General features: G+C 63.4%; 23 protein-coding genes. 5 read left to right on the plus strand and 18 right to left on the minus strand.

Going from position 1 to position 26,805, the window contains the following annotated elements; all coding sequences use genetic code 11:
* Window position 1: 1 nt before the first annotated feature.
* From JQ553_RS11680 to JQ553_RS11715, 8 genes are all read right to left on the minus strand, one after another.
* Window positions 2-1,285: an acetyl-CoA C-acetyltransferase gene (locus JQ553_RS11680; RefSeq protein WP_212500078.1), complete on the minus strand. Its 1,284-nt coding sequence runs from the start codon at window positions 1,283-1,285 to the stop codon at window positions 2-4.
* Window positions 1,285-3,552: an acyl-CoA dehydrogenase gene (locus tag JQ553_RS11685; RefSeq protein WP_212500079.1), complete on the minus strand. Its 2,268-nt coding sequence runs from the start codon at window positions 3,550-3,552 to the stop codon at window positions 1,285-1,287. Before JQ553_RS11685 ends, JQ553_RS11680 begins: the two co-directional genes overlap by 1 nt.
* A gap of 265 nt (window positions 3,553-3,817) precedes the next feature.
* Complete coding sequence (locus tag JQ553_RS11690; protein WP_212500080.1) at window positions 3,818-5,041, minus strand: SMP-30/gluconolactonase/LRE family protein; 1,224 nt, start codon at window positions 5,039-5,041, stop codon at window positions 3,818-3,820.
* 234 nt (window positions 5,042-5,275) lie between these two features.
* Window positions 5,276-5,899, minus strand: a complete 624-nt coding sequence (locus tag JQ553_RS11695) for a flavin reductase family protein (RefSeq protein WP_212500081.1) — start codon at window positions 5,897-5,899, stop codon at window positions 5,276-5,278.
* Between the two features lie 132 nt (window positions 5,900-6,031).
* The gene (locus tag JQ553_RS11700) at window positions 6,032-6,640 is read right to left on the minus strand and encodes a TetR/AcrR family transcriptional regulator (protein ID WP_212500082.1); all 609 of its coding nucleotides are present in this window, start codon (window positions 6,638-6,640) and stop codon (window positions 6,032-6,034) included.
* 36 nt (window positions 6,641-6,676) lie between these two features.
* A complete protein-coding gene (locus JQ553_RS11705; protein WP_212500083.1) occupies window positions 6,677-9,817 on the minus strand; it encodes an efflux RND transporter permease subunit in 3,141 nt (1,046 codons plus the stop codon).
* A 51-nt stretch (window positions 9,818-9,868) separates the two neighbouring features.
* A complete protein-coding gene (locus JQ553_RS11710; RefSeq protein WP_212500084.1) occupies window positions 9,869-10,975 on the minus strand; it encodes an efflux RND transporter periplasmic adaptor subunit in 1,107 nt (368 codons plus the stop codon).
* A gap of 307 nt (window positions 10,976-11,282) precedes the next feature.
* Window positions 11,283-12,617, minus strand: coding sequence for an MFS transporter (locus JQ553_RS11715; RefSeq protein ID WP_212500085.1), 1,335 nt, complete (start codon window positions 12,615-12,617; stop codon window positions 11,283-11,285).
* A gap of 390 nt (window positions 12,618-13,007) precedes the next feature.
* Between JQ553_RS11715 and JQ553_RS11720 the strand changes: the two genes are divergently transcribed.
* The gene (locus JQ553_RS11720) at window positions 13,008-13,595 is read left to right on the plus strand and encodes an N-acetyltransferase (protein WP_212500086.1); all 588 of its coding nucleotides are present in this window, start codon (window positions 13,008-13,010) and stop codon (window positions 13,593-13,595) included.
* Window positions 13,596-13,733: 138 nt separating this feature from the next.
* Here JQ553_RS11720 and JQ553_RS11725 read toward each other — a convergent pair whose 3' ends face one another.
* The 5 genes from JQ553_RS11725 to JQ553_RS11745 form a co-directional block, all read right to left on the minus strand.
* Window positions 13,734-14,897: a winged helix-turn-helix domain-containing protein gene (locus JQ553_RS11725; protein ID WP_212500087.1), complete on the minus strand. Its 1,164-nt coding sequence runs from the start codon at window positions 14,895-14,897 to the stop codon at window positions 13,734-13,736.
* 265 nt (window positions 14,898-15,162) lie between these two features.
* On the minus strand, window positions 15,163-16,458 hold the full coding sequence (locus JQ553_RS11730; RefSeq protein ID WP_312015126.1) for a phospholipid carrier-dependent glycosyltransferase: 1,296 nt from the start codon (window positions 16,456-16,458) through the stop codon (window positions 15,163-15,165).
* Window positions 16,459-16,685: 227 nt separating this feature from the next.
* A complete protein-coding gene (locus JQ553_RS11735; RefSeq protein WP_212500089.1) occupies window positions 16,686-17,174 on the minus strand; it encodes a VOC family protein in 489 nt (162 codons plus the stop codon).
* A gap of 30 nt (window positions 17,175-17,204) precedes the next feature.
* A complete protein-coding gene (locus JQ553_RS11740; protein ID WP_212500090.1) occupies window positions 17,205-17,636 on the minus strand; it encodes a VOC family protein in 432 nt (143 codons plus the stop codon).
* Window positions 17,637-17,737: 101 nt separating this feature from the next.
* A complete protein-coding gene (locus JQ553_RS11745; protein ID WP_212500091.1) occupies window positions 17,738-18,766 on the minus strand; it encodes an alpha/beta hydrolase in 1,029 nt (342 codons plus the stop codon).
* Window positions 18,767-18,993: 227 nt separating this feature from the next.
* Between JQ553_RS11745 and JQ553_RS11750 the strand changes: the two genes are divergently transcribed.
* Complete coding sequence (locus JQ553_RS11750; protein ID WP_212500092.1) at window positions 18,994-20,520, plus strand: amidohydrolase family protein; 1,527 nt, start codon at window positions 18,994-18,996, stop codon at window positions 20,518-20,520.
* Window positions 20,521-20,749: 229 nt separating this feature from the next.
* On the opposite strand, the gene JQ553_RS11755 is transcribed toward JQ553_RS11750, so the two are convergent.
* A complete protein-coding gene (locus tag JQ553_RS11755) occupies window positions 20,750-21,256 on the minus strand; it encodes a cupin domain-containing protein (RefSeq protein WP_212500093.1) in 507 nt (168 codons plus the stop codon).
* 148 nt (window positions 21,257-21,404) lie between these two features.
* Between JQ553_RS11755 and JQ553_RS11760 the strand changes: the two genes are divergently transcribed.
* A complete protein-coding gene (locus tag JQ553_RS11760) occupies window positions 21,405-21,620 on the plus strand; it encodes a CsbD family protein (protein WP_212500094.1) in 216 nt (71 codons plus the stop codon).
* A 104-nt stretch (window positions 21,621-21,724) separates the two neighbouring features.
* On the opposite strand, the gene JQ553_RS11765 is transcribed toward JQ553_RS11760, so the two are convergent.
* The 3 genes from JQ553_RS11765 to ggt form a co-directional block, all read right to left on the minus strand.
* On the minus strand, window positions 21,725-22,180 hold the full coding sequence (locus tag JQ553_RS11765) for an FKBP-type peptidyl-prolyl cis-trans isomerase (protein ID WP_249144167.1): 456 nt from the start codon (window positions 22,178-22,180) through the stop codon (window positions 21,725-21,727).
* Between the two features lie 64 nt (window positions 22,181-22,244).
* The gene (locus JQ553_RS11770) at window positions 22,245-23,495 is read right to left on the minus strand and encodes an FAD-binding oxidoreductase (protein ID WP_212500096.1); all 1,251 of its coding nucleotides are present in this window, start codon (window positions 23,493-23,495) and stop codon (window positions 22,245-22,247) included.
* An 89-nt stretch (window positions 23,496-23,584) separates the two neighbouring features.
* Window positions 23,585-25,171: a gamma-glutamyltransferase gene (gene ggt / locus JQ553_RS11775; RefSeq protein WP_212500097.1), complete on the minus strand. Its 1,587-nt coding sequence runs from the start codon at window positions 25,169-25,171 to the stop codon at window positions 23,585-23,587.
* Window positions 25,172-25,350: 179 nt separating this feature from the next.
* Here ggt and JQ553_RS11780 point away from each other — a divergent pair, with 179 nt between their 5' ends.
* Window positions 25,351-26,103, plus strand: coding sequence for a rhodanese-related sulfurtransferase (locus JQ553_RS11780; protein ID WP_212500098.1), 753 nt, complete (start codon window positions 25,351-25,353; stop codon window positions 26,101-26,103).
* On the plus strand, window positions 26,096-26,311 hold the full coding sequence (locus tag JQ553_RS11785; protein ID WP_212500099.1) for a SlyX family protein: 216 nt from the start codon (window positions 26,096-26,098) through the stop codon (window positions 26,309-26,311). The genes JQ553_RS11780 and JQ553_RS11785 overlap by 8 nt, the downstream gene beginning before the upstream one ends.
* Before the next feature lie 186 nt (window positions 26,312-26,497).
* Here JQ553_RS11785 and JQ553_RS11790 read toward each other — a convergent pair whose 3' ends face one another.
* Window positions 26,498-26,719 (minus strand): hypothetical protein, encoded by a 222-nt coding sequence (locus JQ553_RS11790; RefSeq protein WP_212500100.1) that lies wholly within the window; start codon window positions 26,717-26,719, stop codon window positions 26,498-26,500.
* Window positions 26,720-26,805 lie beyond the last annotated feature (86 nt).

A 26,805-nucleotide genomic window follows, 5' to 3' on the forward strand; every position in this document is an offset into this window, starting at 1 on the left:
ATCACACCGTCTCTATCAACATCGCGCCGCCCTGCCCGCCGCCGATACATTCGGTGGCGACGCCGAGCCTGGTGCCGAGCCGCCGCATCGCATTGACGAGATGCAGCACGATGCGGTTCCCGCTCGTGCCCACGGGATGGCCGAGGCTGATCGCGCCGCCATCGACGTTGAGCCTGGCGTGGTCGATCTCGCCCGCAGCGCCGTCGAGGCCGAGGATCTCGCGGCAAAATCTGTCGTCATTCCAGGCTGCGAGGCAGCCGAGCACCTGCGTCGCAAACGCCTCGTTCAATTCCCAGGTCTCGACGTCCTGCAAGGTCAGCTCGTTGCGCTTGAGCAGCGCGGTCGCAGACAGCACCGGGCCGAGGCCCATGATCGAGGGATCGAGCGCCGACCACTGGCTGTCGAGAATGACGGCTTTAGGCGTCAGCCCGTATTTTGCCACCGCCACTTCGGAGGCAAGAATCACCCAGGAGGCGCCGTCTGTGATCTGCGAGGAATTGCCGGCCGTGACCTGCCCCCAGGGACGCTCGAACACGGGTTTGAGCTTTGCCAGGGTCTCGGGCGTCGAGTCCGGACGTACGCCGTCGTCATGGTCGTAGAATTTGCCGTCACGCGCGAACGACGTTTCGAGCTCGCCCTTGAGCCAGCCCTGCGCCTGCGCATGCGCGAGCCGCTTGTGGCTTTCGGCGGCATAGGCATCCGATTGCGCACGCGTGATGCCGAAGAGATGGCCGACCTTCTCGGCCGTCTGCCCCATGTTCAGCTCGGTGATGGGATCGGTCAGGCCGCGCTCAAGGCCGATGATCGGCTTGAAATAGCTCGGCTTCACCTTCAACGCGGCGGCGATCTTGGCTGCCGCCCCCTTGGCGCCGGCAAGGCCTGCGAACCAGCGAACGCCGGCGTTCGGCCAGACCAAGGGCGCGTGGCTCAACGCCTCGGCGCCGCCGGCGAGGATCAGGTCGGAGATGCCCTCGCGGATGTAGCGGTAGCCGGTGTCGATCGACTGCATGCCGGAGCCGCAATTGATTTGCACCGTGAAGGCGACCATTCTCTCGCCCATGCCGAGGCGCAACGCCGCGACGCGCGCAGGATTCATCTCGTCGGCAATGACGTTGACGCAGCCGAGGATCACCTGGTCGAAGGCGGCGGGCGCGAAGGGCTGGCGCGCGAGCAGCGGCCGGCCGCATTGCACGGCGAGATCGACGGGGGTGAACGGGCCGGGACCAGTGCGCGCTTTCAGGAACGGCGTCCGGCTGCCGTCGACAATAAAAACTGGTCGCGCCATCAGCTCGCCGCCCTCTGCTCACCCAGCTCCTGGAAGAACTGATGCACGTCGGCGGATTTCTTGTAAATCGGCGAGAGCGCCTCGGGCGCGAAATCGTCAACGTCGATGACCTTTGCGACGGCTTCACGGGCGGCGGCGAGCTTCTCGCCCTCGCTCTCGGTGATGACGCCCCTCTTGACCGCTTCCTTCCAGTCATGCAGGCGCGCGGCGTGCAGTCGCTTGGCGGCATCCTCGGCCTCGGTCACGAGGCGGAAGGCCTTCTCCAGCCGCGCAATACCCCGGTCGTCGTCGACAAAGGCGAGATCGGGCGTCAGGCGCTCGCGGGCCGCCGAGGGCGACAACACGAGCTGCGCGCATTGATGCACCACGCGGTCCGACGGACCGACGCTACGCGCGCCGAAGGGCTGGATCATGAATCCGAGGATCACCGCGACGAAGCGGTTCGGAAGGTTGGCGAGGATCTCGGCAAAGCGGCTTTCGATGGTCTTGAAGCCAGCCGCCATGCACCATTCGAGCGCGGCGAAATCCTCCTTCTGCCGACCCTCATCCTGCCAGCGCTTCAGCGCGGCAGAGAGTAGATAAAGTTCAGAGAGGATGTCGCCGAAGCGGGCGGACAGCATCTCCTTTCGCTTCAGCGCGCCGCCGAGCGTGAGCAGCGCCATATCGGCGCAGAGCGCAAATGCCGCGGCATGGCGCGAGAGCCGGCGATAAAACCCCGTGGCCTCGCCGGCGTCGGGCGCAGGCGCGAACAACCCACCGGTCCAGCTTCGCCCCCAGGCGCGGAACATGGTCGCAAAGCTGTGGCCGACGTGCTTCCAGAACGCGGTGTCGAAGGCAGTGAGGCCCCTGTCGTGGTCGGCGTCACGAAGCGCGTTCATCTCCTCGAGCAGGTAGGGATGCGCGCGGATCGCGCCCTGCCCGAACACGATCAGATTGCGGGTCAGGATATTGGCGCCCTCGACCGTGATGCCGACCGGCACCGAGCGGTAAAGCTCGCCGAGATAATTCTGCGGGCCGTCGATGATGGCCTTGCCGCCATGAATGTCCATGGCGTCGTCGATCGCGATCCGCATCCGCTCGGTGGCGTGCAGCTTCATGATGCCGGAGATCACGGCTGGATGATGCCCTTCGTTCAGCGCGGCACAGGTCAAACGCCGTGCGGCATCCAGCAGATAGGCCGTGCCGGCGATGCGGGCGAGCGGCTCCTCGATGCCCTCGAACCTGGAGATCGAGATGCCGAACTGCTCGCGGATGCGGGCATAGGCGCCCGTGGTCCGCGCGGCATAGGCGGCACCGGCCGCCGACAGCGACGGCAGCGAGATGCCGCGGCCGGCGGCGAGCGCCGTCATCAGCATCTTCCAGCCCTGGCCAAGCCGTTCCTTTCCGCCGATGATGTAGTCGAGCGGAATGAACACGTCCCGGCCCCGGTTCGGGCCGTTCTGAAACACCTGCATCGCCGGCAGATGGCGGCGGCCGATCGAGACGCCGGGCAGACGGGTCGGGATCAGCGCGACCGTGATGCCGAGCTCGTCTTCTTCGCCGACAAGATGATCGGGATCATAGGCCTTGAAGGCGAGGCCGAGCAGCGTCGCGACAGGTCCGAGCGTAATGTAGCGCTTGTGCCAGTTGAGCCTGAGGCCGAGCACCTCGCGGCCCTCGAAATTGCCCTTGCAGATGATGCCGCTGTCGATCATCGAGGCGGCGTCCGAGCCGGCCTCCGGGCTGGTCAGGCCGAAACAGGGAATGTCGCGGCCGTCGGCCAGCCGGGGCAGCCATTTGTCCTGCTGCTCCCTGGTGCCGAAGCGCATCAGCAATTCGCCTGGCCCGAGCGAATTCGGCACCATCACGGTGACGGCGGCGGTGAGCGAGCGCGAGGAGAGCTTGCGCACAACTTCGGAATGCGCATAGGGCGAGAAGCCGAGCCCGCCGAATTCCTTCGGGATGATCATGCCGAAGAACTTTTTGCGCTTGATGAAGTCCCACACCTCGGGCGGCAGATCACGCCACTCCCAGTTGATCTTCCATTCGTCGAGCATCACACAGAGCTCGTCGACCGGTCCGTGAAGGAAGGCCTTCTCCTCGTCGGTCAGGGTTGCCGGTGCGAACGCCAGCAGCTTCGACCAGTCGGGATTGCCGGTGAAGAGATCGGCGTCCCACCAAACGTCGCCGGCCTCGAGCGCCTCGCGCTCGGTGTCCGACATCGCCGGCAGCACGCCACGCGCGAGGCCGAAGATCGGCTTGGTGATGTAATCGCGGCGGAAGTTCATGGTGTTGTCCCTCATGGGGCGGGCGCGGTGGGGCATCCTAGCGGAAAGTGCCGATCATGGGTGAACAGTTCGCCCGAAAAATAAAGCGAAATTGATACGGCTGGCGTGCTGCTCGTTAACGGCAGGCCGAGCGTACAGTTCCGAAATGCAAGGCGTGGCAATCACGTAGCGGGCGACTGCCGCTGGTCGCGCGGACGTCGAAGTTCACCTCTCCCCGTCGGGGGAGAGGTGAGCCGCATCTGTCGTCGCAGCGATCAATTCATCTCTAGCCCGGTCCCGCGCCTTGGGTCGCCGTATAAACCGCGTAGAGCGACTGGCTCGCGGCCATGAACAGGCGGTTGCGCTTGGGGCCGCCGAAGCAGACGTTGCCGCACACTTCGGGCAGACGGATGCGTCCGATCAGCTTGCCCTCCGGCGTCCACACGGTCACGCCGCTATAGCCGACGGCACGGCCGGCATTGCTGGACGACCAGACATTGCCGTTGACGTCGCAGCGCAGGCCGTCCGGTCCACATTTCACGCCGTCGATCATGCAGTCGCTGAACCGCTTCACGTTCGACAGCTTGTTGTCGGTGCCGACGTCGAACACGAAGATCTCCCCCTTGCCGCCCGGCCCGGTATCGCCCGGTCCCTTGCCAGTGGAGGCGACGTAAAGCTTCTTGTAGTCGGGCGAGAAGCAGAGACCGTTCGGGTCGGGCACTTGATCCTCGCTGACCACGAGGTCGAGGCGGCCGGACGGATCGATGCGGTAGCAATTGGTCGGCAATTCGCGCTTGCCCGGCACGAAGCCGGCCGGCTGGCCGATCCGCGGATTGAGCTTGCCAGCAGAATTGCTGGCGCCTCCCGCGCCGTCGGGCTCGCCCTCATAGAGCTGTCCGCCATAGGGAGGGTCGGTGAACCAATAGCTGCCGTCGGGATGAGCGACGACGTCGTTCGGCGAGTTCAGCCGCTTGCCATTGTAGGAGTCGGCGAGCACGGTCGCGGTGCCGTCGTGCTCGTAGCGCACCACGCGACGGGTAAGATGTTCGCAGGAGAGCTGGCGGCCCTGGAAGTCGAACGAGTTGCCGTTGGAGTTGTTGGACGGCGCCCGAAAGACGCTGACATGGCCATCGTCCTCCGACCACCGCATCTGCCTGTTGTTCGGGATGTCGCTCCACAGGAGATAGCGGCCCTGCGAGCTCCAGGCCGGGCCTTCCGCCCACAACAGTCCGGTATGGAGGCGCTTGATCGAGGTATTCGGCTGGGCGATGTCGTTGAAGGACGGATCGACCGCGATGATGTCAGGGTCCCAGAAATAGGTGGTCGGCGCACCGCGCGGACTAAAATCGCGCGGCGGGCTCGTGACAGTCGTCGGCGGCGAAGCGGGGCCGCCCTGGGCCCGCGCGCCGGTGATTCCTGTTACGGCGGCGCCCGCGCCTACCGCCAATCCCTGGACAAGTGTTCGTCGTGAAATCGCGACTGTTGGATCGCGCTGCTCCTCGCGTGTCATCGCATCCTCCCACTGTGTTCGCCGGCCGTTGATCCGGCCTTAGCGACCTCAGCGTAATGCGCTCCTTGTCAGGTTGCGAGTGATCCTTTCATGTCAACGCGCGGCAAAGGCCCGCAATGCTGCGCTGCCCGCTTCCGTTCGCCCCGCCATTGCGAGGGCAAGGCGGCGAACCAATCCACCCTTCCGGTTGCCGGACGATGGATCGCTTCACCGCAATGACGGTTGCGCAGGCGGTCAATCCGGGCGGATCATTTCGAACATGTTTTCGGGCTTGATCTCAAAATAGTCGCCGCGGCGGCCGGCGCGGACGATCGGGCGGGCGAGCCCGGTCTGGTAGACGCCGTCCTTGATGAAAGCCTTGTCGATATGGACGGCGACGACCTCGCCAAGCGTCAGCCAGGCTTGCGCCTTCTCGCCATTGGCGCCTTGGAGCTGCATGATCTGGGTCACCTTGCACTCGAAGGCGACCGGGCTCTCGGCGACGCGCGGCACGTTGACGAGTTTGCCCGGCACTGCCGTCACGCCGGCGAGCTTGAACTCGTCGACATCGCGGGCGACATGGGCGGCGGTTGCGTTCATCGCCTTGGCGAGATCCATGGTCGCGAGATTCCAGACGAACTCGCCGGTTTCCTGGATGTTGGCGACGCTGTCCTTCCAGTTGGTCGAGGAAAAGCCGATGATCGGCGGGACATAGCAGAAGGCGTTGAAAAAGCTGTAGGGCGCGAGATTGACGTTGCCCTTGGGATCGCGCGACGAGATCCAGCCGATCGGACGCGGCGCCACGATGGCGTTGAAGGGATCGTGCTTGAGGCCATGGCCGTTCTTCGGCTCGTAGAAATGCAGGTCTTTCGCAGTCACGCTGAGCCCCTTTCGTCCCGTGTCATTGCGAGGAGCGCAAGGCACGAAGCAATCGCGCCGCGCCCATGAATTGCTTCGCTTCTAATTGCTTCGCTTCGCCCGCGATGACCGAAGAGTCAACTGAAGAATGATTCAATTCGCCCTGGAGCGCGGCGAGAGGCCGGCGATGACGAAATCGATCATTTGGTCGATTGTCGGGCCCGGCTTGTTGGCGCATTGGGCGATCATCTGCGGGTGGAAGAAGCGCATCATCGCGGTGCAGGCGCACAACGAGGCGAGCTGCAGGTCCGGCGCCTCGAACTCGCCCGAGGCCACACCCTGGGCAATCACCTCGCCAATGATGGAGGCAATACACTCAATATGGACGACGCAAACGTCCCAGTCCTCCTGCATCGCGATCTCGACCATCTCGTGCAGCTTGGAGTCGCCGACATAGCGCTCCGTGTTCATGCGATTGACGGTCGTCATCAGCTCACGCAGGCGCACGGCCGCCGGTCCTGGGGTCCGCGCAATCCGCCGCGCCTCCACCTCGACCTCGCCCATCAGGCCGCGCGCCACGCCCTCGTGGATCGCCTTCTTCGATTCGAAGAAGCGGTACACGTTGGCGGGGCTCATGCGCAATTCTTTGGCGATGTCGGCGACCGTGGTCTTCTGATAGCCGATCTGGCGGAACAGCCGCTCGGCCACCACGAGAATCCGCTCCCGGGTGTCGCGCTCGATATGTTCCGAAACCAGCGTCATTTGTCAGGACTCGTCAATGCATGCCGCACTGTTCAATTATTCAGCCGCTTCAGCAAGCGGAATTGCCGGTTTTGCATCCCCCGCATGCTGCGGCGCAGAAATGGATGTCTCCCCGACTCCGCTTTCCTCCAGGCTCTTGCGGAACCACAGGGCGTATAACCCCGGCAGATACAGCAAGGTCAGAAAGGTCGCAACAAACAGACCGCCCATGATTGTGATTGCCATCGGGCCCCAGAACGCCGACCGCGACAGCGGGATCATGGCGAGGATTGCAGCAAGCGCAGTCAGCACCACCGGCCGGGCGCGCCGGACGGTGGCCTCCACGATCGCCTCCCGCCGGGTCAGGCCGTGCGCGACGTCGGTCTCGATTTGATCGACCAGGATCACCGCGTTGCGCATGATCATGCCGGCAAGTGCGATCAAGCCGAGTAGCGCCACGAAGCCGAACGGCTGGTTGGCGACGTTCAGCCCCAGCGAGGCACCGACAATGCCGAGCGGCGCGGTCAGGAAGACCAGTAACAGGCGTGAGAAGCTCTGGAGCTGGATCATCAACAGCGTCAGCATCACCATGACCATCACGGGGAAGAGGATGAAGATCGAAGCATTGCCCTTCGCGGACTCCTCGAACGCTCCACCCGGCTCGATCCGATAGGCCGGCTCGAGATGGTCCTGGATCTCTTTCAGTTTCGGCGAGATCTGGTTGGTCACGTCAGGCGCCTGCACGCCGTCGACGACGTCGGAGCGCACCGTGATCGCCATGTCGCGGTTGCGCCGCCACAGGATCGGCTCCTCATGTGCATACTCGATTTTCGCAATCTGTTGCAGCGGCACAGCGACACCATTGCGTGAGGTCACCGTGAGTTCGCCGACGCGGCCGAGATCGAGCCGCTCCGATGGCACCGCGCGGGCGACCACGCCGACCTTTTCGATGCCGTCGCGGATGGTGGTCACGGGCGCACCCGAGATCAGCATCGACAGCGCCTGCGAGACTTCCTGTGGCGTGAGGCCGAGCGCTCGCGCCCGGTCCTGGTCCACGACCAGCTTCAGGTATGGCGACTGCTCGTTCCAGTCGAGCTGCACGTCCTTGACGTTCGGGTTCTGGCGCATGATGTCGCGCACCTGGTAGGCGATGTCGCGCACCTTGCCTGCGTCAGGCCCAATCACGCGGAACTGGACGGGGAAGCCAACCGGCGGTCCGAAGTTGAAGCGATCGACCCGGACCCGGGCCTCGTTCAGTGCACCGTCAGCAACCGCCTGCTCGATCCTGGCCTTGACGCGCTCGCGCGCCTCGACGTCCTTGGAGAGGATGACGATCTCGGCAAAGGCCTCGTTCGGCAGTTGCGGATTGAGGCCGAGCCAGAAGCGCGGCGAGCCCTGGCCCACATAGGCCGTATAAGTCGTGATGTCATTGTCGTCCTTGAGCAGCGCCTCGGCCTTCTTCACCGCCTTTTCCGTGACGTTGAAGGCGGTGCCCTCGGGCAGGCGGAGCTGCAGGAATAGTTCGGGCCGCTCCGACAGCGGGAAGAACTGCTGCTGCACGTGACCGAATGCGACGATCGCGGCCACGAAAATTCCGGCGGTAGCCGCCACCACCTTCCCGCGATGGTTGACGCACCACTGCACCACACTGCGCAAGGCGCGATAGAGCCGCGTCTCGTAGATTGCGTGCGGATCGTGATTGGCATGAACCGCGATGTTCGGCAGCAGCTTGACGCCGATATAGGGCGTGAAGATCACAGCGACGAACCAGGAGGCGACCAGCGAGATCGCCACGATCCAGAAGATGCCGCCCGCATATTCGCCGACCGCCGAATTGGCAAAACCGATCGGGAGGAAGCCGGCCGCCGTGACCAGCGTGCCGGTCAGCATCGGAAACGCAGTGGATTCCCAGGCAAAGGACGCGGCGCGGACGCGGTCCCAGCCCTGCTCCATCTTCACCACCATCATCTCGACTGCAATGATCGCGTCGTCGACCAACAGGCCGAGCGCGATGATCAGCGCGCCCAGCGTGATACGGTGCAGGTCGAGCGACATCGTGTTCATCACGATGAAGACGATCGCGAGCACCAGAGGGACCGACAGCGCGACCACGATGCCAGTGCGCCAGCCGAGGGCAACGAAGGAGACGAACAGCACGATCGCGAGCGCTTCGATGAAGGAATGAACGAATTCGCCGACGGCATGCTCGACGACCTTCGGCTGGTCGGCGATCTGCTCGACGTCGATGCCCTGCGGCACGGCCTTCATGAACTCCTCGGTCGCCTTTTCGACGTCCTTGCCGAGTTCGATGATGTTGGCGCCCTTGGCGGTAACGATGCCGATGCCGAGCGCCGGCTTGCCTTCCTGGCGTACGACGAAGCTCGGCGGATCGACGAAGCCGTGGGTGACCGTCGCGATGTCGCCGAGACGGAATACCCGGCCGTTGCTCTCGACCGGCGTTTCGGCGACGGCCTTGGCGCCATCGAGCGCGCCGGTCACGCGCAGCGGCACACGCTGCGAGGAGGTCTCGACCATGCCGGCCGGCGTAACGTTGTTCTGCTTGGCGAGGGAATCGAACAACGCCTGCGGCGTGATGCCCAGCGTCGCTAGCTTTGCATGCGAGAATTCCACATATATGCGCTCATCCTGGACGCCGTAGAGATCGATCTTGGTTACGCCCGGCACCTTGAGCAGGCGCTGGCGAAAGCCCTCGGCGGCCTTCTTGAGCTGCGCGTAGTCGGCGCCGCTACCCGTCATCATATAGAGGATAGAGTCGACGTCGGAGAATTCGTCATTGACGACGGGGCCGAGAATACCTGATGGCAACTGGCCTTGCACATCGGCGAGCTTTTTGCGCAGGAGATAGAAGAGGTAAGGCACGTCCTTCGGCGGCGTCGAGTCCCGGAAGGTGACCTGCATCGCGGTGAAGCCCGGCTTGGAATAGGTCTGTACTTTCTCGAAGAACGGCAGCTCCTGCAGCTTCTTCTCGATCGGGTCGGCGACCTGTGTCTGCATTTCCTGCGAGGTCGCGCCCGGCCACATCACAGAAACGTTCACGACCTTCACGGTGAAGAACGGATCCTCGGCGCGGCCGAGCTTCTGATAGGAGAAGAAGCCGGCGGCGGCGAGCACGATCATCAGGAACAGGACCAGGGTCGGATGGCTGACCGCCCAGCCTGAGAGATTGAAGCGCTTCATGTCACTCTCCAATTTCCAAAACCGTTATTGCTTCGATCGCAACGACGCGGACTAGAACGACAGCGACGACACGACCCGCACCTTTTGGCTCGGATCGATCTTCTGCACACCGAGCGCCACAGCCTGGGCGCCTTCATCGACACCGCCCGCGATGACGACGCAGTTGCTCTCATAGCCCTTCACCTTGACCGGTTTCAGCGCGACCTCGCCCTTGTCATCAACGATGTAGAGGGAAGGATCGCCGCCCTGGCTGTACAGCGCCGACAGCGGCAACTTCGCCACGCGCTCGGTTGCGGCGTCGGCGAGCGTCAGGGTCGCGGTCATGCCGAGCGAAACGTCGTCACCCGCGTCAGGCAGCGAGAATTTTGCGAGATAGGTGCGCGTTGCGGGATCGGCCGAGGGCGCGACCTCGCGGAGCTTCGCGGCATAGGTCTTCTTCGCATCGGTCCATAGTGTCACAGTGGCGACGCCCGACCTGGCACGATTGAGAAGCGTCTCGGGGATCGCGACGACGGCTTCCTTCTCGCCTAGTCGGGCGACACGGATCGCGGCCTGGCCCGCGGCAACCACCTGGCCGGGCTCGATCATGGTCGCAGTGACGACACCACGGGTGTCAGCAACCAGCGTCGCGTAGGAGAGGGAATTCCTGGTCAACTCGACCGAGCGCTCGGCTCGGTTGAGGCGAGCGCGGGCCTCATCGGCAGCGGCCTTGGCGGAATCGAGCTGCGCGTCGGTAGTCCAGCCCTTGCCTTTCAAGTCCATGGCACGCTGCTCGGCGGCGCCTGCCTGCGCCAGCACACCGGTGGCCGCGCGGAATTCGGCCTCCGCCTGCTCGGCCTGCAGCTTCAAATCGACCTCATCAAGGGTGGCAAGTGGCTGGCCGATATCGACGGTCTGTCCGACCTCGACAAGGCGCCTGGCCACCTTGCCGGCAACGCGGAAGCCCATGTCGGCCTCGATCCGGGGCTTGATCGTGCCGACAAAGCTGCGCTCGGGGGTCTCAGCCTCATAATGGACGGTTGCGACAAGCACCGGGCGTCCCGGGTCGACCTTTTCAGCCGCCATTTCATTGCAGCCGGTCAGCGCAATCACCGAAAAGGCCAGCGCGGCACCCATGAAGAGCTTGTAATAGTTAGAAAAAATCGAACGGACGAGCATCGTATATCTCCATCAGCTGACCGCTTATGATGAGTATTGATTGAACACTGACAAATGTCAATATTCATCAGTAAACACCAAATCGTGAGGTTCCATCCCCCGAGCGCGGGGCGGCGGATGTGCAATGGAGGTTGGCGTGGGCTGAAGACGGCGCGTTGCCGGATTTGTGGGTTCGCGACAAACGCGAAGCGTTTGCGCGGGGCATCATGCTCAAACGAGGAGATCAGATCATGATGGGATGCGACCTAATCGCATCATGATTCTACAGCGAGTGAAGCCCCTCGAAGGTCGCAAAGAGATGATGCGACTAGTTCGTCTGCCCTGCCCCGGCGAACTCCGTCTTGGTGTCATGGCCACCGAGAAACACGAGCAGGCCGGCCGCGAGCGGCAGCAGCGACAGCACGAGCAATCCCGTCGAGGTGCTGCCGGTCGATTCTTTGACCCAACCGATCAGATACGGTCCGCCGAAACCGGCGAGATTGCCGATCGAGTTGATCAACGCGATGGCGCCGGCTGCCGCGGTGCCGGAAAGCCAGGCGGTCGGCAGCGTCCAGAACACAGCGAAGGTACAGAAGATGCCGATCGCGGCGATCGTCAGCACGATCATCGTCGTGGTTGGATCGGTGATGTAGCTGGAGATCCCTAGCGCGAGCGCCGTGAGGAGCAACGGACCACCGACATGGGCGACGCGCTCGCGCGTAGCGTCGGAATGGCGTGCCCACAGGATCATCGCGATGGTGCCGAACAGATAGGGGATCGCGGTGACGAAACCGGTCTGCGCATTGGTGAGGCCGAAGGCCTTGACGATCTGCGGCAGCCAGAACTGCATGCCATAGAGCGCGCCGACGAAACCGAAATAGATCGCGCTGAGCGCAAGCACCCGGGGCGACGTCAGTGCTTCGCCAAGCGTGAAGTGCTTCACCGCCTGCTTGGCCGCGACTTCGGCGTCGAGTTTCGTCCTCAGCCACGCGTTCTGCTCGGCCGTGAGCCAGTCCGCTTTCTCCGGCTTGTCGGTGAGATAGAACCAGGTGACGATACCGAGCAGCACCGAGGGGATGCCCTCGATGATGAACAGCCACTGCCAGCCCTTCAGTCCCATCACCCCGTCGAGCCCAAGCAGCAGGCCGGAGATCGGCGCGCCGATCACTGTGGAGATGGGAACCGCGAGCGCGAAGGCCGCCAGGAACCGGGCACGGTATTCGGCCGGGTACCAATAGGTGAGATAGAGGATGATGCCAGGGAAGAAACCTGCCTCCGCAACGCCGAGCAAAAAGCGGAGCACGTAGAAGCTCCATTCCCCGCTGACGGTCGCCATCAGCGCCGAGATGATGCCCCAGGTCACCATGATACGGGCGATCCAGCGGCTGGCGCCGAATTTTTCCAGCGCGAGATTACTCGGCACTTCGAATATGAAGTAACCGATGAAGAAGATGCCAGCGCCCCAGGCGAATACCAATGGCGAGAATTTCAGGTCGGCGTTCATCTCGAGCGCAGCGAACCCGAGATTGACGCGGTCGAGATAGGAAAAAAAATAGGCCAGCACCAGGAAAGGAATCAACCGGACCGAGATCGCGCGGATGGTGGATGTCTCGATGTCGCTGCGGGTGCCGCTTTTCGGCGCCATCGTGGCGGTCTGGCTCATGAGTTTCCCTCGGGGGTATTGCTTGGCTTGACGGATTATTGACTGACAGCGCGTCGAGCAATGGCAAAAACTCATAGCACACAGCGCCAAACGGATTAGCGCATGGCAACGATCGACTGGTTCGTCGTTGCTCCTCGCAAAATGACGGATGGGCTGTCCGCCGGGGCGCGTACTCGTAAACGGCCGGAACGGGAAATCCGCTTCTGGGAGCGCAGAAGACTAGTTGTGCTCAAAGGATTGTGGACCCTCAGCCGACAATTGGGGAGGGACGAATCGATACGTGGGGCAACCTGACGCAGAGTTAGGCGAGTGACGAACCCTGCTGAATTCCAATATTGTTAGCTATTCATTTCGACCTCCCAACGCCATTGATGACTGGGAGACGACATCATGACAGCGGAGTCGGAAGTCAAATCCGCGGGCGTAAACGTTCAAGCAAGCGCCATCAGCACCATTGTGCTCGGCTTTGCAGCCGATCCAATGACCCGCTGGGCTTGGCCCGACTCTTCCGAATATCTCAGGATTATGCCTCAATTCGTCAAGGCATTTGGCGGCCGGGCATTCGAGCATGGCACAGCAGACATCACGGAAGGGGCTCGCGCGGCCGCCCTGTGGCTGCCGCCCGGCGTCGAGCCCGATGAATCGGCCATGGGGGCAGCGGTGGCGAGCGCCCTGCGTCCGGAAATCTCAGAGGATATGGCGCACGTGCTTCAGGGAATGGCCAAACACCATCCCCGCGAGCCGCATTGGTATTTGCCCCTCATTGCCGCCGATCCGAACTGGATCGGCCAAGGTCTCGGCACGTTGCTGATGAGACACGCACTTCGACGATGCGACAAGGACGGCATCGCCGCCTATCTCGAAAGTTCGAATCCTCGAAACATTTCCTTTTATGAACGCCACGGCTTCAGAATCATCGGTGAGATACAACACGGTTCTTCGCCGACGATGACGCCGATGTTGCGGACGGTTTCTTGAGCGGCATCCAATCCGCCGAAGGAAAAATGCGCACGCTTGCAACCACCGCCACTGGCGACCTCCCACGACGTCCGCTTTGCGCCGGTACGATAAGCGGAGGTCAAGTGCGCCGAGTGTCGCGATTTATAGGCACGCGCCCTACTCCGCCAACTGGAAGCGCTCGAAGCGGTGCAGCTCATCCTCGATGCGGCGCTTCAGTTCCTTGCGTGCGGCCTGTTTCTTTCCAACGCCGACCCAGGTCCACTTCTGCATCAAAAGTTTCCTGTTCTGGCGATCGGTCTTGAGATCGATGGCGGCGACGATATCGTCGCCGACCAGCACCGGCAGCGCGAAATAGCCGAACACGCGCTTGTCCTTCGGCACATAGGCCTCGAAGCGATGGCCGTAGTTGAAGAAAAGCTCTGAGCGCTTGCGCTGGATAACAAGCGGATCGAACGGCGACAGGATATGGACGAGACCGGGATCGCCATCGCCGGCCGGCTCGAGCGCTTCGGGCCGCGCCCAGTGCTCCTGCTTGCCCGCGCCTTCGACTGCGACCGGCACCAGCTCCCCGCGGCGGAGACGCGCGTCGATCAGCCGCCGCACCGCCTTCTTGCTCGGCGCATCGAGATGGCAAATCGAGTCCAGGCTGACGATCCCCTGCGAGCGCAGCGCGCGATCGAGGAGATAGTTTATCGTCTCCGCCGCCGAGGCCGGCTTCGGCGGCCTGTCCCAGCCGAAATGCCGCGTCATCAGCTCGTAGGTCTTGAGCATGCCGTTGCGCTCGCTGATGGTGAGCACGCCGGTGTAGAAGCCGAGCTGCAGCGCGCGCTTGGATGGCTTGCGGCTCTGCCAGAGGTGCTCTTTCTCGGTCAGCACATCATCCTCGATGTCGCGGATGGTGAGCGGACCGGCCTTGATCAGGCGCATGACCTTCCGCATGTCTGTGGGCGTCACCGACGCATACCATTTATGGCCGTCCCGCTTGTGCGCCTTCATCGCCGGCAGGAAGAAGCGGATGTCCCTGGCGGGAACGTAGGACAATGCGTGCGTCCAGTATTCGAACACGCTCTTGTCTGCGGTCTGCGCCTGGCGGAGGTCGGCGCGGCGATACTCCGGGATGCGGGTAAACAGGATGTGGTGATGGCAGCGCTCGATCACGTTGATAGTGTCGATCTGGACATAGCCGAGGTGATCGACGGCGGCGGCGACCGCAGCCGCTCCCTCGCCGAACGGCGTCGCTGTGTCGAGCCGCTGCGCGCGCAGCCAGATACGGCGGGCATCCGCATTGCTCACGATAAGGGGTTCGGTGGTGCGGGACATCGCGCTGCAATGTAGCGGGATTCGCGCCGTTGTGGAAAGCGCACCCGCGGATATCTGTGATTCGACCCAATCGCATCGTGATCCAGGAGCTTCGGTTCTGATTCGATCAGGGCCTATAATGCTGTAAGGAGACCGGCACGGACGAACCGGGATTGCGACTGGCAACATGCCGCAAAAACAGCGGCCGCCGGCCCCCCTTCAGATCCTTATTCGAAATCCGGAACTCGGCAACTGAACAATCCGCCATCACGTCATCCAGCGGGCCTCAGATCCAACTCTGGAACAGCATCAGCCGATTGAATGTCGCCGTCGACGTGCCGACAAAGGCCGCCGTGATCGGCAGCATCGCGATGAAGCCGGCGCCGCCGATCGCGACGAAGGCCCATAGCAGCCAGCGCGGCGCCTTGCCGCGCGTGAGCGCGTAGACCAGCGCGAAGCTCGCCGTGGTCGCGGCTGGCAGATAATAATAGATGAAGCCGAGGGTGCGCGGCAGCACCGCCCAGGCAAGATACGGACCGAAATAGAAGGCCAGCACCAGGAACGCATCGGCCCTTCGCGCAACGATCCAGTCGCGCAGCGCAACTGCAAGCGCGAGCAACGCCGGCCACAGGATCAGCGGATTGCCGAGAAAGACGACCGCCGCGATGCGGTCCTCTCCGATCTTGTCGAAGAGATACCAGACCGGCCGCGTCAGGAACGGCCAGGACGGCCATGAGCTCATATAGGTGTGGCTGGCGATCGCGGTCGTGGTGTTGTCGGCGAGGATCCGGCGCTGCGCCTCCACGATATCGGGGAGCGAGAGGCCATAGAGCGGCACGAAGGTCGACAGATAGGCGACCGCGGGGATCAGCACGAAGCACGCAGCGACGTGATGCAAACGGAGATCCGGCCACAGGTCGGGCCGGTACCAATCCTCCGCATTGCCGTCGGCGAAGCGCGTGCGCCAACCCTGCATCAGGTGGATCACGGCAACGATCGCGACGCACGTCGCCAGCACGAACAGCCCGCTCCATTTGCAGGCGATCGCAAAACCCGCCGCGAGCCCAGCGAGCGCAAACCAGCGTTGCGGCCGCTGCTGTCTGAAGCCGTGGACAAAAGCTGCGATCGCGAACAGGCCGAAGGCAAGCGCGAAAACATCCAGCATCGCGATGCGCGACTGCACGAACAGCATCTGGTTGAAGAAAGCGATCAGCACCGCCGCTATCGCACGTTCCTGCGAGGAAAACAGCGCCAGCCCGCAGAGATAGACGCCGACCAACGCCAGCGCACCAAACAGCGTCGCGCCATAGCGCCATCCGAGCGGCCCGTCGCCGAACGATCTGATCGAGAGCGCAATGATCTGCTTGGCGAGTGGCGGATGCATCGGGTTCAGCAGCGGCTCTCGCGTGTCCGGCGCCAGCAGCTGCCGCGCCGCCGGCACGTAATGCACCTCGTCGAAATAGAACTTTTCCGGCGTGGTGATACCCAGCAGCAAAACGATGTGAGCAACGACAAAGATCGTCAGCGCGACGACCACCGTGCGCGTTGCCTGACGCCGCAGGACAAAATGTGATTCGGACACGGGGTTCACAGACCGAGTGTGGCGCAGGGGGCGCGCGTGAGGCAAGTGCGGGCTGAACCGGCTTCATCGCGCGAGCACCGCCCGATCCCCTCATGGCGAGAAGGCGCGAAAGCGCCGTCTCGAACCAAGGTCAGCACAATGGCCTCATGGTTCGACAACGCGCGTTTCGCGCTCCTCTGCACCGGTAGAGAGCCCGCCCGCGGGAAGGCCCCGAGGGAATTCGTCGATCAGGCCGCCGACCTGCCCTCATAGGCCTTGCGCAGGCCTTCGATGTCGAGCTTGACCATGCCGAGCATCGCCTGCATCGCGCGCGCTGCACCTGCGCGGTCGGAGCCGCCGATATATTTTCCAAGCGCGGTCGGCACGATCTGCCAGGACACGCCGAAGCGGTCGCGCAGCCAGCCGCACCGATCGGCCTTGCCGCCGTTCGCAAGCAGTGCGTCCCAGAGACGATCGACCTCGGCCTGGTCGGCGCAGTCGATCTTGAACGAGACCGCATGGGTGTACTCCACCTTCATGCCGCCGTTCAGCGCCATGAAGCGCTGGCCGGCGAGAGTGAACTCGGCCACCAGCACGGTGCCGGCCTTGCCGGCCGGACCGTCCACGGTGTTCTTCTGGATGGTCTCGATCCGCGAATCCGGCAGCAGCGAGACATAGAGGTTCGCGGCCTGCTCGGCCTCGCCGTCGAACCACAGGCAGGGGGACACTTTGGACATGGAGGGCTCCTTTGCGCTGCTGGAGGCGGTTCAGGCGGTGGCGTCGGCCGAATGGGCCTTCGTCGCGGCCTCGACATCCATCCACATCACTTCCCAGATGTGGCCATCGGGATCCTCGAAGCTCCGGCCATACATGAAGCCGAAATCCTGCTTCGGCGTCGGATCGGCGGCGCCGCCGGCCGAAATGGCCTTCTTGACCATCTCGTCGACGGCCTCGCGGCTGTCAGCCGAAAGGCAGATCAGCACTTCGCTCGAGGTCTTGGCGTCGACGATCTTTTTCGGCGTGAACTGCCGGAACTTGTCGTGTGTCAGCAACATGGCGAAGATGGTCTCGGAGATAACCATGCAGGACGCGGTGTCATCCGAGAATTGGGGGTTCTTGGTCGCGCCGACCGCCTCATAGAAGGCGGTGGACCGGGGCAGATTGCTCACCGGCAGGTTGACGAAGATCATCTTGGCCATGGGAACTCCTTTTCATGGGCTCTGCCTCAAGGACGAACCCGATGACAGGCTCCCGACATCACCGCGAAGGATTTTTTGCGACCTCCTGCCGCAGCCCGACCTTAGGTCGCGATCGGGCTCGGCATGGTCAGGAACGCCCGCGTCACGTGCCAGAACAGCTGGCGGTTGATCGCCAGCGCCACCGAATGGGCGGTGCCGGGCAGGATGATGAACTGCCGGTCGCCATTCGGCAGCTTGTTATAGAACTCCTCGAGGTCGGCGACAGTCGCGATGCCGTCATGCTCGCCGCGCACCAGCAGCACCGGCGCGAGCACTTTCTCCGGATGCACGATCGGCAGGTTCGCGGTCATGTCGAGATAGGTCCCGGTTGGAATCTGGTCGCCGAACTGCATCTCGACATCGGCCAGCGCCTCGATGGCGGTGGGATCTGACGTGCCGGGCTTGTCGCGGGTCGCGATCGAGCGGATCATGTCGCGGTCGCGCTTGCGCATGTTGTGGGTGCGATAATAGGCGAGTTGCTCGGCGCGCTTTGTCAGCGTCGGCGAGCCCTCGCCCTTATAGGTGAAGGCCGCGAACACCAGACGGTCGACGCGCTCCGGCGCCGCCATCGCATAGGCACCTGCGCGCAGCGCGCCGGAGGATTCGCCTACGAAGTGATACTTCGCCTGCCCGGTCTCGCGGGCGATGACCTCGACCGCCGCCTTCAGATCCTCGACGCCGCTCGCGATATCGGCATTGCCGGAGGTGCGGCCCGATTTGCCGTAGTTCTCGTGGTCCATGGTCCAGCAGTCGAAGCCATAGCGGGCAAATTCGTTCAGGAGCGAATATTCGCCCTTATCAGGCACAGTGAGGTCGAACACCCTGGATGTCACCGACGAGCCATGGACGAAGAACACCACGGGCCGCGCGGGCTCCGCCGGCTTCGGCGCGCCGATCCGCTTGCGAAACATCCACAACGGAATGTCGCCCTTCTTCGCCCAGTATTCGCTGCTCCAGATGTCACCTTCGGCCGGGACCGCCGTTGCGGCCCGCGCCTGCGCCGCGGCCAGCATGCCGGCCGCTGCCGCACTGCCGACACCCCTGATGACCGCGCGGCGCGAGTGGCCGCGCGAATGGTCGGACTGCGTCATGGGCGATGCTCCCGCGTTTTGGATTCTTCGTCCAATCTCTTGTTCGACCATAGCAGTGCGCGCGAAGCGTTAGCAAACTCGCGGGCGACGGCATTTCACGATGGCAAAATGCAGTGCACGACTTTGTGAACGCAACGGCTGGTGGACGGAGCGGACGACCGGCGAGGTTAAGCCTAGTCTGGACCACGGTCCGACCGGAAACATCCGGCGTGAAGCGGGAGCAAGGAATGAGCAGCAATCTGACCGAACAAGAACTTGCCGCCTTGATGCCATCCGAACTGTGCCAGTACCAGACGCCGATCCCGACCCAAATTGTCTCCAGCGACGAATTCTATCCGGATCCGCAGAACGCACGGCAGCGCGAGGTCGAGGCGCGGCTGCTCGCGATGGCCGACGATCTCGGCGGCAAGCAAGGCCTGGACCGACGCCGGTTTTTCCAGACCGCGGCCGGCATGGCGGCCTCCTTCGTCGCGATGAATCAGGTCTACGGCCCGCTGTTCAATGTGACGTCGGCGGAAGCCGCGACGCCGGCGATGGCCGATGAGCGCGCCGCCGCACTGAAAGACCAGTTCATCATGGATATGCACACGCATTTCCTGCGCGACGATACCCGCATCATGGGCTTCGTCGAAATGCGCAAAGCCGTCGGCAAGGCGGGCTGGAACAAGCAGCTCTCCGATCACGAGCAGACCATCGAGGATCTGAAGTTCAACAACTACAAGAAGGAGATGTTTCTCGACTCCGACACCAAGATCTCGCTGATCTCATCGGCGCCGTCGGATATCGAGCAGGACTGGTTCCTGACCAACGAGCAGATGGCGGAGGCGCGCAAGAAGATCAACGAGGAGGCCGGCTCGCGGCGGGTATTCTGCCACGCCATCTTCACGCCGGGCCAGCCCGGCTGGCTGGACAAGCTGGATGCGGCGCTGGCGCTGAAGCCGGAGTCCTGCAAGGGCTACACGATCGGCGACAACACCCACAAGGAAATCAGCCGCTATCCCTGGCGCCTCGACGACGAGAAGGTCGCCTACAAGGGCTATGAGAAGATGGTGAAAGCGGGCATCAAGAATGTCTGCGTCCACAAGGGACTGTTCCCGCCCGGCATCGAAAAGCAATATCCGAACCTGCGCGGCTTCGCCGACGTTGCCGATGTCGGCCAGGCCGCCAAGGACTGGCCGCAACTCAACTTCATCATCTATCACTCCGCCTATCGCCATGTCGGCGGCGATCCGAGGGTCGCGCTCGCGGAGTTCGAGCGCACCGGCCGCATCGCCTGGACGAGCGACCTCGCCGATATCCCCGCGCAATACGGCGTGAGCAATGTCTATGGTGACGTCGGGCAGTTGTTCGCGACCACACTGGTCGCAGAACCCAATGTTTGCGCAGCGCTGATGGGCACGCTGATCAAGGGACTCGGCGTCGATCACGTCTGCTGGGGCACCGATGCGCTCTGGACCGGCGCGCCGCAATGGCAGATCGAGGGATTGCGGCGGCTCGAAATCCCCGAAGCGATGCAGAAGAAGTTCGGCTATGCGCCGCTCGGCGCGGCCGACGGGCCGGTGAAGAGCGCGATCATCGGCGGCAACAATGCCCGCCTCTACGACATCCAGCCGAGGCGTGCGATGCTGGAGCTGAAAGGCGACCGCTTCGCCATGATGAAGGCCGCGTATGAGAAGGCAGGCGCTGAGCCGTCGAACACCCGTTACGGGTATGTGGTGCCGACCCGGCCGATCGATCACCGGGTATTTGTGTAGGGCACCAACCACGCCATTGCGAGGATTTCACGACAAAATCGCAAAGCGATTTTGCGCTGAAGCAACGAAGTAATCCATTCGTCCGCGTGCGCGCATTCGCGCGACCCGGTGGCTCGCAATGACAGGAGACGCGGGGGTCGCGATGCGATCCGTGCTCTCATACCGAATCAAGGTCACGCGAATCCTCCGTTGCCTGAAGGCTCCGCGACGGCGGTAAGCCCGCTATCCGTTACCGGGTCTCGTCGGGATGGCGGTGCACCGGATCGACCCACAGCACCGTCTCCGGCTTCTCCACCGGTTCGATGTCGAGGTTGATCGCAACCGCCTCGCCGTCCGAGCGGACCAACACACATTCCAGCACCTCGTCGCGGCTCGCATTGATCTCCTGATGCGGCACATAGGGCGGCACGAAGATGAAATCGCCGGGACCGGCTTCGGCAGTGAATTGCAACCTCTCGCCCCAGCGCATCCGCGCCTTGCCCTTCACGACATAGATGATGCTTTCGAGATGGCCGTGATGATGCGCACCGGTCTTGGCATCCGGCTTGATGCTGACCGTGCCGGCCCACAATTTTTGCGCACCGACACGGGCGAAATTGATCGCTGCCTTGCGATCCATGCCCGCCGTCGAGGGAACATTTGGATCAAGCTGATTGCCGGGAATCACGCGAACGCCGTCATGCTTCCAGCGTTCGTCGTCGCGGTGGTGATGGGTGTGGTCGTGGGAGCCGCTCATCGTTCCTGCTTTCGCAAGGCAAGTTTCGCATCCGGAACGCTAACGAAAAGCGCGTCCCCCGGCGAGCAAAAAATCGGAACGTTTCGCGATTCCGAAGCGTTGACCGTCATACCAATCAAGACCGCAATGCATACAGAGGGAGAAGTTCATGGGTAGCACGACCGACAAGATCAAGGGCACTGCCAACGAGGCGATGGGCAAGGCAAAGCAGAAAATCGGCGAAGCCACGGGTTCCGAGGAAATGCAGGGCGAAGGCGCGATTCAGGAGACCAAGGGCAAGGGCCAGAAGGCGCTTGGCGATGCCAAGGAAGTCGCCAAGGATGCGGTCGACAGGGCTGCCGCGGCGGCGAACAAGAAAGCCTGATCCAAAGTCTTCGATCGGATTGCGACTAAACTGAAAAGACCGGCCTCGCGGGCCGGTCTTCTTCTGTGATGGCGGCGGACTTTGCCTCGCCGCCAAGGTGATTTTTACTTCACCGCCAGCAGTTCGACATCGAACATCAGCGTTGCGTTTGGCGGAATCGCACCGCCGGCGCCGCGCGCGCCGTAGCCGAGCTCCGGCGGGATGATGAGCGTGCGCTTGCCACCGACCTTCATGGTGGCAACGCCTTCGTCCCAGCCTGCGATGACCCGGCGCCGGCCGATCGGAAATTCGAAGGGCTCGTTCCGATCCACGGAAGAGTCGAATTTCTTGCCCTTCTGGCCGTTCTCGTACAGCCAGCCGGTGTAGTGCATGACGCAGATCTGGCCGGGCTTCGGCGAGGCGCCCGTGCCGACCTTGCTGTCGATGATCTGAAGGCCTGAGGATGTGGTCATGGGCTTTCCTGCGGTTTGAGCCGTTGCGGTGCGGACAACGGGCGTGGAGATCGTGGCCGCAATCGCGGCAAGCGCAGTCGTGATAATCGTGCGTCGGGAAGATCGCATCTTGAGACCTCTTCGGAAAGACGGCCGTCTCTAGCGCAGCGCGGGCGAAATCCCTAGCCATTTTTCAGTGACCGGCCATGCCGCCGTCGCGGTCCAGCGCAAAATCGTCCAGCAGCGGCGACGTCGCACCGCCGATGAGATCGCCGATCAATTGCGCCGCCAGATAGCTGAAGGTGATGCCATTGCCACCGTAGCCATAGGCGGCGTAGACGCCCTTCGCGCCCGGAACGGGACCGATCAACGGCAGGCCGTCGCTCGTGGTATCGAATGTTCCGGCCCAGCGGTGATCGATCTCCGTCTCGGCAAACGGCCATAGCGCCACGAGGCGCTGCACCAGCCGGCGCGATTTCTCCGGGATCAGCCGATCGCGCGCATCCGGCTCGACGATCTCCGCGCTGTCCTCGCCGCCGATGATGATGCGACCCGCCGGCGTCGTGCGTGCGTAGAGATAGTCTCTGGCGTTCTCCCAGATCAGCGCACCATTCCTCCAGATGTTCTGCGGCTGCGGCGCGGTCGCGATCGCCCAGCTCGAGGACACGGTGTGGACCGAGGAGCGGACGATATCAGGCATCACGTAGCCGGTCGCAAGCACCACTGATCTGGCTTCGATGTTCCGGCCGTTGTCCAGACCAACGACGACGGCATGCCCCGCCGCATCGAAGGCGGTGGCTTCGGCGTCAAACAGACGGGCGCCGCGTGTCACGGCGAGCTGCAACAGGCCGCGTGCGAGCAGCAAGGGATCGGCATCGGCCGCGCAGGGCGATACGATCGCACCAGCCCGCGCCATTCCGTAAGCCTCGAGCAGGCGTGCATGGTCCAGGAAATCGCCGGGCAGCCCGGCGCGGCGACGAAGCCGGTGCTCCTCCAGCAAATCTGATGCCGTGTCACCGGCGGCGAGATAGAGCGAGGTCTTGTTCCTGATATTGCCGGGGAGCTTGAGATCGCGTGCGAGCGAGGTCAGGCCCTTCACAGCATCGAGGCTCGCGCGATAGGCCCGCGCGGCGCGCTCGAAGCCGTAGAACTCCGTCAGTTCGACGAGCGGGCGATCGATCTCCCACAGCAGCATCGAGGTGCTGGCCGCGGTGCTGCCGCGGCTGGGATGTTCACGATCGACGATGACGACGTCGAGCCCCTGACGCGTGAGGCGCTCGGCGACCAGCGAGCCGGTGATACCGGCGCCGACGATAAGCGCATCGCAGGCAAGATTCTCGGTAAGTGTCGGCCGCGGCGGATGCTTGGCCGCGGCAAACCAGGGTGAGGAGCCGCCGCGCAAATCGGCCTGTTCGATGTCATCTGAATCGAGGGTACGGATCATGAACCTCGCGAGGAAGGGCTTTCAGCACCAACCTCTGCGATCACAGCTTGTTCCGTGCGGACCTGCAGGTTTGCCGGCTTGCGCGAAGATCAATAGCCGAGCGCGCAGCCGTCCTTGCGCGGATCGGAGCCGCCGGTCAGCGTGCCCTTGTCCCAATCGATCCAGATCGCCTGGCCGCCGCCGAGCGGCCCGACCACGCTGGTGGTCTTGTGGCCGATCTTCTTCAGGCCTTCGACGACGTCGGCCGGCACGCTGTCTTCGAGCTGGTAGACGCCCTCGTAGTGCAGGCCGCGCGGCATGTCGATCGCCTCCTGCACGTCGCAGCCATAGTCGAGCATGTTGGTCAGCACATGGGTCTGGCCGACCGGCTGGTACTGACCGCCCATCACGCCGAACGGCATCACGGCGCGGCCATTCTTCGTGACCAGCGCCGGGATGATCGTGTGCAGGGGACGCTTGCCCGGCGCGATGCAGTTGGGATGACCGGGCTGGATGCGGAAGCCGCCGGCGCGGTTCTGCAGCAGGATGCCAGTCTTGTCAGACACGATCGCCGAGCCGAAGGAATGCGCGATCGAATTGATGAAGGAGCAGATGTTGCGGTCCTTGTCGACCACGGTGATGTAGACGGTCGACGGATTCATCGGCGGCGCGACGTTTGGCAGGTCGAGCAGCCGGTCCATCCGGATGTTCTTGATATGCTCCTCGGCGAATTCCTTTGCGAGGATGCCGGCGACGTCGACATGGACGTGCCGGGGATCGCCGATATACTGCTCGCGCATCATGTAGGCGATGCGCGCGGCTTCTGCCTCGAGATGGAAGCGCTCGATGCTCAGCGGCTTGAACTTCGTGAGGTCGAAGCGCGACAGGATGTTCAGCATCACGAGCATGGTGATGCCCGGGCCGTTCGGCGGGCATTGCCAGACGTCGTAGCCCTTGTACGTCGTGCCGATCGGCGAGGTCGTCTCGGTCGAATGCGTCGCGAAGTCCTCGAGCGTGTGCAGGCCGCCGATCCCGCGCAGCGTCTCCACCATATCGGCGGCCACCTCGCCGCTGTAGAAGGCATCGCGGCCTTTTTGCGCGATCGCGCGCAGCGTCTTGCCGAGCTCGGGCTGGCGGATCACGTCGCCGGCGACCGCCGGCTTGCCGTGCGGCAGCAGATAGCGCTCGGTATTGGTGCCGTTCTTCAACTTCTCGAACTGGTTCTTCCAATCGAACGCAATGCGCGGAGCGACGACATAGCCCTGTTCGGCGGCCTTGATGGCAGGCTGCAGCAGCCGGTCGAAGCCGAACTTGCCGTGGTCCCTCAGGATCACGTCCCACGCATCGACCGCGCCGGGAATGCTGACGGCATGTGCTGACGTCAACGGCACCGCATGGATCTTGCGCTCGAGATACCAGTCCGCGGTCGCCGCCATCGGGGCACGGCCGGACCCGTTATAGGCTGTGATCTTGCCCTCTCCCCTGGGCTGGATCAGCGCAAAACAGTCGCCGCCGATGCCGGTCGATTGCGGCTCGATCACGCCGAGCAGCGCGCAGGCCGCGACTGCGGCGTCCGCCGCCGTGCCGCCCTCGCGCATCACCTCGATGGCCGCCAGCGCCGCCTCAGGATGCGACGTCGCCACCATCGCGTTCTGGGAATGGACCGTGGAACGGCCGGCGAAATGGAAATTCCTCATAGCGGACTGCTCGCTTGATCGTGGTTCTTGATCGTGGTTGCTGGGCTGGTCGGGTGGATGGCACGTACATGACACATTCATGCCCGGCTGAGCAATGCCTGGCATGCCAGAGGATTCATCCCGGTAACGCATGGCTTTGCCGGTTTCGCCGGCCCTGCCGGCCTGATAAACCCCCGGCCATGTCGCTCAAGGTCGCTGCCTTCTACCAGTTCGCCGCACTGCCCGACTTTCACGTGCTGCGCGAGCCGCTGCGCGAACTCGGTGCCGCCCTTGGCCTCAGGGGCAGCGTCCTGCTCGCACATGAAGGCATCAACGGCACCATCGCCGGCGCCGCCAGGGGCATCGATATCTTCGTCGCCGAACTGCAGCGCGGCCCCCTGTTCGGCGGCCGGCTCGATAATCTCGAACTGAAATTCTCGGAAACCCTCGCGATGCCGTTCCAGCGGCTGAAGGTGCGGCTCAAAAAGGAGATCGTGACGCTCGGCGACGCCACTGTCGATCCGGCGCGGCACGTCGGCACTTACGTCGATGCCGCCGACTGGAACGCGTTGATCTCATCTCCCGACACGCTCGTGCTCGACACCCGGAACGCCTTCGAGGTAGCGATGGGCACCTTCGAGGGCGCCGTCGATCCAAAGATCGCGAGCTTTGGACAGTTCAGGGAATTTGCCGCGCGCCACCTCAATCCCGCACGACATCGGAAGATCGCAATGTTCTGCACCGGGGGCATCCGCTGCGAGAAGGCGAGTTCCTATCTGCTCGCCCACGACTTTGCCGAGGTCTATCACCTGAAGGGCGGCATCCTGAAATACCTCGAGCAGGTGCCGGAACAAGACAGCCGATGGCGTGGCGAATGCTTTGTGTTCGATGAGCGCGTCGCGCTCGGCCATGGCCTGCGCCAACGTGCGCGCGGGGGCGCCGCCTATGAATGACGCCGCGAAACTTGGCGAACGCATCGATGCGCTCGAGGTCCGCCTGACCTATCAGGACGAAACCATCGAGACGCTGAACCAGACTATCATGGCACAGTGGAAGCAGATCGACGCGATGGCGCGCCAGATCGCGGAACTGCGCGACCGGCTGCAGGAAGCCGAGCGTCATGCGCCGGGCCCAGCCAACGAGCGCCCGCCGCATTATTGAGGCGTGCATCGGCGGCGCGCGCCGCCGGCTGTCCGTACGCCTGGCATCATGTGTGGAACTTCAACCACAATGTCACGGCAATGATCGCAAGCACAATCATGCATCCGACCACGGGCGTGACCAGTTTCGAGCCGCCGCTGCGCGGCGAGACATTGCCTGAATGATCGAACCCGGTTCGCATCGTCACTAGCGGAAGATTGCGATGACCTTGTCCCATAGCGACTGGTTTTCCCGATCGCCATCAGGCTTGGTCGGCGCGGGCTGCGCCGCGCTGACCGGGTCCGACCCCGGAAAGCTGTGCTCCAGGCCGGCCTGCAACCTCGCGTGAGTTTCTCGGTCCGCAGCCAATGCGTCGCGGGGATCTTCGGCGTGCTTGTCATGCGCGGCAGGATCAAATTTCTCGGCCATCTGCGTCCTCCGTGTTTGGCGGATAACGTTGCGGGTGAAGCGGGAGTTCCAAAACCGTCTTGGCCCGGCGCGACGCGCCGTGTATC

The sequence above is a fragment of the Bradyrhizobium lablabi genome (assembly GCF_018131005.1).
GTDB lineage: Bacteria > Pseudomonadota > Alphaproteobacteria > Rhizobiales > Xanthobacteraceae > Bradyrhizobium > Bradyrhizobium lablabi_D.

Excerpts from the sequence above, each read along its gene's own strand:
- JQ553_RS11680 (WP_212500078.1), bottom strand. The coding sequence starts at position 1,285 with ATGGCGCGACCAGTTTTTATTGTCGACGGCAGCCGGACGCCGTTCCTG.
- JQ553_RS11685 (WP_212500079.1), bottom strand. The coding sequence starts at position 3,552 with ATGAACTTCCGCCGCGATTACATCACCAAGCCGATCTTCGGCCTCGCG.
- JQ553_RS11690 (WP_212500080.1), bottom strand. The coding sequence starts at position 5,041 with ATGACACGCGAGGAGCAGCGCGATCCAACAGTCGCGATTTCACGACGA.
- JQ553_RS11700 (WP_212500082.1), bottom strand. The coding sequence starts at position 6,640 with ATGACGCTGGTTTCGGAACATATCGAGCGCGACACCCGGGAGCGGATT.
- JQ553_RS11705 (WP_212500083.1), bottom strand. The coding sequence starts at position 9,817 with ATGAAGCGCTTCAATCTCTCAGGCTGGGCGGTCAGCCATCCGACCCTG.
- JQ553_RS11710 (WP_212500084.1), bottom strand. The coding sequence starts at position 10,975 with ATGCTCGTCCGTTCGATTTTTTCTAACTATTACAAGCTCTTCATGGGT.
- JQ553_RS11715 (WP_212500085.1), bottom strand. The coding sequence starts at position 12,617 with ATGAGCCAGACCGCCACGATGGCGCCGAAAAGCGGCACCCGCAGCGAC.
- JQ553_RS11720 (WP_212500086.1), top strand. The coding sequence starts at position 13,008 with ATGACAGCGGAGTCGGAAGTCAAATCCGCGGGCGTAAACGTTCAAGCA.
- JQ553_RS11725 (WP_212500087.1), bottom strand. The coding sequence starts at position 14,897 with ATGTCCCGCACCACCGAACCCCTTATCGTGAGCAATGCGGATGCCCGC.
- JQ553_RS11735 (WP_212500089.1), bottom strand. The coding sequence starts at position 17,174 with ATGTCCAAAGTGTCCCCCTGCCTGTGGTTCGACGGCGAGGCCGAGCAG.
- JQ553_RS11740 (WP_212500090.1), bottom strand. The coding sequence starts at position 17,636 with ATGGCCAAGATGATCTTCGTCAACCTGCCGGTGAGCAATCTGCCCCGG.
- JQ553_RS11745 (WP_212500091.1), bottom strand. The coding sequence starts at position 18,766 with ATGACGCAGTCCGACCATTCGCGCGGCCACTCGCGCCGCGCGGTCATC.
- JQ553_RS11750 (WP_212500092.1), top strand. The coding sequence starts at position 18,994 with ATGAGCAGCAATCTGACCGAACAAGAACTTGCCGCCTTGATGCCATCC.
- JQ553_RS11755 (WP_212500093.1), bottom strand. The coding sequence starts at position 21,256 with ATGAGCGGCTCCCACGACCACACCCATCACCACCGCGACGACGAACGC.
- JQ553_RS11760 (WP_212500094.1), top strand. The coding sequence starts at position 21,405 with ATGGGTAGCACGACCGACAAGATCAAGGGCACTGCCAACGAGGCGATG.
- JQ553_RS11765 (WP_249144167.1), bottom strand. The coding sequence starts at position 22,180 with ATGCGATCTTCCCGACGCACGATTATCACGACTGCGCTTGCCGCGATT.
- JQ553_RS11770 (WP_212500096.1), bottom strand. The coding sequence starts at position 23,495 with ATGATCCGTACCCTCGATTCAGATGACATCGAACAGGCCGATTTGCGC.
- ggt (WP_212500097.1), bottom strand. The coding sequence starts at position 25,171 with ATGAGGAATTTCCATTTCGCCGGCCGTTCCACGGTCCATTCCCAGAAC.
- JQ553_RS11780 (WP_212500098.1), top strand. The coding sequence starts at position 25,351 with ATGTCGCTCAAGGTCGCTGCCTTCTACCAGTTCGCCGCACTGCCCGAC.
- JQ553_RS11785 (WP_212500099.1), top strand. The coding sequence starts at position 26,096 with ATGAATGACGCCGCGAAACTTGGCGAACGCATCGATGCGCTCGAGGTC.
- JQ553_RS11790 (WP_212500100.1), bottom strand. The coding sequence starts at position 26,719 with ATGGCCGAGAAATTTGATCCTGCCGCGCATGACAAGCACGCCGAAGAT.